The sequence below is a fragment of the Mycobacterium sp. genome (genome assembly GCF_036273375.1).
Classification (GTDB): Bacteria; Actinomycetota; Actinomycetes; order Mycobacteriales; family Mycobacteriaceae; genus Mycobacterium.
This window is the reverse complement of the sequence record NZ_DASUHS010000048.1, coordinates 1-4876: the sequence shown is the minus strand read 5'-3', so window position 1 is coordinate 4876 and position 4876 is coordinate 1. Positions and strand designations below refer to the sequence as shown.

The window sequence follows — 4876 nt, the reverse complement described above, 5'->3', positions numbered from 1 at the left end:
TGTCGGCCGGTCGGGTCCACAGTCGCGGGGTCGTGTCCACAATTCATTCATCCGTGTCAGAGCCGTGTCGTACCTTCAGCACTGCTCGCGCACCGTTCCGGCGCCGCAAATAGCTCGACCGCCCAGTTACGGTCGAGTCCGCAATGCCGTTTGCGTACTGACAGGAGGGCTCATGATCAGCCGGCAGGCGCCGGAAGCGCCCGTACTGGTCGACGAATCAGGGCCGAAGCGGCGCAAGCCGATCGCGGTATGGATCATCGGCGGGCTGGCGGTCTTCTGGCTGCTGTTCGGACTGGCTGGTGGCTCGTTCGAGGGCAAGCTGAGCAAGGTTCAAAAGAACGACAACGCGGCCTATCTGCCCGCGACGGCCGAGTCGACGAAGGTCGATAAGGCGTCCGAGCAATACCGGACCGTGCAATCCGTGCCCGGCTTCATCGTCTATCAACGCGACGGTGGCCTGACCGAGACTGACAAAGCAAAAATTGCCGCAGACGCGCAGACTTTCAAGTCCATCAAGGGCGTTGCTGCCGACGAGGTAGCGGCGCCTCGCTATTCGACGAAGAACAACACCACGGCCAGTATCTCGGTCCCGCTGATCGGCAAGGAAGGCAACGTCAGCGTCCAGGGCGACGATCTGGTCAAGGTCGAGAAGAACGTCATCAAGGCGGCGAAAGCCAACGCGCCGGAGGGCCTGGTCATCCACAGCGCCGGCCCGGGCGGCCTGTTGGTGGCGTTCATCGACTCGTTCAGCGGTATCGACGGCACCCTCCTGATGGCCGCCGGCCTGGTCGTCATCCTCATCTTGCTGGTGGTGTACCGCAGCCCGGTGCTCTGGTTCTTCCCGATACTCAGCGCGGTCCTCGCGCTCGGCTCGGCCTCGTTGATCATCTATCAGCTGGCGAAGCACGACGTCCTGACGCTCAACGGGCAAAGCCAGGGCATCCTGTTCGTTCTGGTGTTGGGCGCGGGGACGGACTATGCGCTACTGCTCACCAGTCGCTATCGCGAGGAATTGCACAATTACGAACACCGGCTGGACGCGATGATGTACGCGTGGCGCGGTGCGGCGCCCGCGATCGGCGCGTCCGGTCTGACCGTCATCCTCGGCCTGCTCTGCCTGTCGTTCGGTGAGTTGAACTCGGACCGAAGCCTGGGGCCGGTGTGCGCGATCGGCATCGCCTGCACGCTGGGCGTGATGCTGACCTTCCTTCCGGTATCGCTTCTCGTCGGCCGGTGGATCTTCTGGCCGCGAATTCCCAAACTGGATCACAAGACCGACATTGCCACGCACGGGTGGTGGGGGCGCTTCGCGCAGGGAATCGCTCGCCACGCCCGGCCGTACTGGATTATCGCAACCGTCATCCTCCTCGGCTGCGCTGCGCTGCTCACCGGGCTGAAGGCAGACGGGTTAACGATCACCAACAGCTTCACCAACAATCCGGAAGCAGTGACCGGGCAGAAGATATTCGACGCGAGCTTCGACTCCGGCGCGGGCGCTCCGGCTGTGATCATCGCCAACGCCAACCAGAAGGACGCTGTCATCCAGGCGGCCTCCAGGGTTCCGGGAGTTGCCCAGGCCCCTGGTTCGGTGTGCGTCGAGGTCGATTACGGCAAGCTCGCGAAGGTGCCGCCGGCCGCGCGTGCGGCGCTCGGGCAGGGCTGTGCACCCGAGGCGCTGCAGGTGGCTGAGGTCGACGGTCGACTACCCATCGACGCGATCATGAACTACCGATACGACACCCCCCAGGCGGCCAAGGTCATTCAGGACCTCCGGACGGCGGTCCACGCGGTGCCGGGTGCGGACGCGATCGTCGGCGGTCAGGCTGCCATTCAGTACGACACGAAGAAGGCGTCAGAGCACGACCGCGATCTGATCATCCCGATCGTCCTGGGTGTGATCCTTGTCGTGCTCGCGGTACTGCTCCGAGCACTAGTCGCGCCGATCCTGCTCATCTTGACGGTCGTGCTTTCGTTCGCGGCCACGCTCGGCGTCAGCGCGTTCGTGTTCAATCACATCTTCGGATTCGACAACGCCGACCCAGCATTACCTTTGTTCGCCTTCGTGTTCCTGGTTGCCCTCGGCATCGACTACAACATCTTCCTGATGACGCGCGTGCGTGAGGAGACGCTGAAATTCGGAACTCGGGAGGGCATCGTTCGGGGCCTGGCGGTGACGGGCGGTGTTATCACCTCCGCCGGCGTCGTGCTAGCGGCTACCTTCACGGTTCTCGGAGTGCTGCCGCTGGTGTTCTTGGCTGAGATCGGGTTCGCGGTCGCCTTTGGTGTGCTCCTTGACACCATCCTGGTGCGGTCGATCCTCGTCCCGGCGCTCAGCTACGACATCGGCAAACCGATCTGGTGGCCATCCCGGCTCGCCAAGGTCGACTCGCCGAACGCGCCGACGGAGCCTCCGCCGCAACTCGCCAGCGTCGTTGACTAGAGCAGTGCTGACCCGCCTCACCCCATGCCGATGATCTTGGGCTCATCCCCGAAAAGGGTCGACCGGTCCAGGATCATCCGGCCTCGGGCAGCCTGTGGATAACCGGCGACGGGCGACGACGCCTGCGCCTAGCCTGCGTGGCCATGGGCGGTGCACCATGGCAGCTCCCCGGGTTCGTCGTCGGTGAGCTGCTCGGATCGGGTAACTCCAGCGAGGTGTGGGCTGCCCGCATCGCTGCGACGGGCGAGCGGGTGGCCCTCAAACGGGTCGCGCTGACTGAGCCGGACGCGCTGCGCGCGGCGCGAACCGAGGCGGCATTGCTGACCGCCTTGGATCACCCGCACCTGGTTCGCCTGCACGCTCTGATTCCCACGCCGGAGGCCGCCGTCCTGGTGCTCGATCTCGCCGATGGGGGATCGCTCGCCGACATGCTCGCGCGGCGCAGCCGGCTCGCCGTCGGCGAAGTCGTCACGGCGCTGGCGCCAATCGGTGCCGCGCTGGCCTACGCGCATCAGCGTGGCGTGCTACACGGGGATGTCACGCCCGGGAACGTCTTGTTCACGTCGATCGGGTTGCCGATGCTGGGCGATCTTGGTGTGGCACGGATCGTCGGCGACTCCGTTGCCGTTCGCTGTACGCCGGAGTACATCGACCCCGCCGTCGCGCGCGGTTTCGTTCCAGGGCCGAGCAGCGACGTCTTCATGCTCGGCGCGATCGCCATGCGGGCCCTGACCGGGTCCCCGGTATGGCGCGGGACGACAACGGCAGGAATCCTCGCCGACGCCGCAGCCGGGGATCTCGGTCACCTGCGGGAACGGCTTGCCGTACTGCCGCCACCGGTAGTCGCGGTACTCGAGCAGGCATTGGTGGCTGAGCCACACCTGCGGTGTACCGCGGCGGAGTTCGCACTTGATCTACGGCACAGCGCGGCGCCCATGCCCGTCGAGCTGAGTGCTGGTCGCCGGGCTATAACGACGCCTGGAACAGGCCGAGCTACGGCCGGTCGAGTGTCGGCTAGCTCTCGACCGCCGGGCGCGCATCGGGCGATGGCCCGGCGCCGGTTGGGCCGCAGGGCAGTCCCCGATCCCGACCGGCCGGCGTTCGACCGTCCCGGCCCGGCCCCCGCGACACCCGGGCACGAGGGCGCGCTAACCCATCGGGTCAGAGCGTCGGCCCGGCCGACCTTGCCGCCGCCGCCCGGACGCTTCCGCCGGTTTCTCGATCGGGCATCGTCCGCAGCGTCAGTGCGACGTTCGTTCCGGCTCGGGATCATCGCTCTCGTCGTCGGCGCTATCGCGCTCGGCGGAGGGCTGCTGTGGTCCAGTCGGCCCAGCTCAGCGGATGCTGCCCGCCGGCCTACGGACGCTGCCCGCCTGCCCACGGACGCTGCTCGTCGACCGACAGTCGCCCCGAGTGTCTCGCCGCAGTCGAGCAACTCGCCCTCGCCGGCCGATGTCTTGCGCCGGCTGGACGACCTTCGCGAGCGAGCCTTTGCCCGCCGCGACGTGGGGCTACTCGCCCGGGTGTACGTTCCCGGGCCCTTGTTGGACGAGGATTCTGTCCGGCTGCGACGGCTCGTACCCGTCGGATGTGGGTTGGTGGGCGCTCACACGGAGTTCCGCAACGTGCAGGCGTCAAGCCGGTCGGCTGGACGGTGGAGTATCCGGGCGACGGCGCGGCTCGCGCCGTCGACCTTGCGCTGCACTGGCGTCGTCCGTGGTCACGCGGCCGGTGCCGGGCCGACCGGACTGCGTGTTGAACTCGCCCAGGTCGCCGGGCAATACCGCATCGCCGGCCAGCTACCCGGCTGACCGCCAGCCAGCTAACCGGGTGACTGGTTGGTCAGCGCGGCGCGCAATGCCGCCTCCAGGGTCGGATGTTGGAAGGCGAACCCAGCCTCCAACAGGCGTTTCGGAATCGCGCGCTGGCCGATGAGAATCTCCTCGCTCATACCGCCCAGCACCGTCCTGATGGCGAAGGCGGGAACGGGTAGCACCGCGGGCCGATGCATCAGGCGAGCCATGGTGCCGATGACCTCGGCGTTGCGGGCCGGATCCGGACCCGTCATGTTCACCGGGCCGGCCACATCGGCCGTCAAGAGGAACCGGGTCGCGGCGACATGGTCGGCGAGCGAGATCCACGGGAGGTACTGCTCTCCGGAGCCCAGCGGGCCGCCGAGGCCGAGCCAGATGATTGGCTTCAAACGCTTCATGAGATCACCGGTGGGCGCCAGCACCGGGCCGCTGCGCAGGTGGACCACTCGCACGCCGGCGGCCACCGCCGGGTCAGCAGCGCCTTCCCAGAGGCGGCATACCCCGGCCAGGAAGGTATTGCCGTACGGCGCGGACTCGTCGATGACTCGGCGCCCGGTGTCGCCGTAGCACCCCGCGCCAGAGGCGGTGACATACACCGACGGCCGGTGCGATGTTTCGGCGA

The 4876-nt window shown here is 67.2% G+C and carries 3 protein-coding genes; 2 read left to right on the top strand and 1 reads right to left on the bottom strand.

Going from position 1 to position 4876, the window contains the following annotated elements; genetic code table 11:
* The first annotated feature begins 172 nt into the window (after positions 1–172).
* Together VFW69_RS04930 and VFW69_RS04925 are read left to right on the top strand one after the other, a co-directional pair.
* Positions 173–2440: an MMPL family transporter gene (locus VFW69_RS04930; RefSeq protein WP_526498753.1), complete on the top strand. Its 2268-nt coding sequence runs from the start codon at positions 173–175 to the stop codon at positions 2438–2440.
* A gap of 143 nt (positions 2441–2583) precedes the next feature.
* Entirely contained in the window at positions 2584–4251 is a 1668-nt protein-coding gene (locus VFW69_RS04925) for a protein kinase domain-containing protein (RefSeq protein ID WP_526498751.1), read from the top strand.
* 11 nt (positions 4252–4262) lie between these two features.
* Here VFW69_RS04925 and VFW69_RS04920 read toward each other — a convergent pair.
* A partial coding sequence (locus tag VFW69_RS04920) for a DUF1731 domain-containing protein (protein WP_526498749.1) occupies positions 4263–4876 on the bottom strand: 614 nt, incomplete at its 5' end.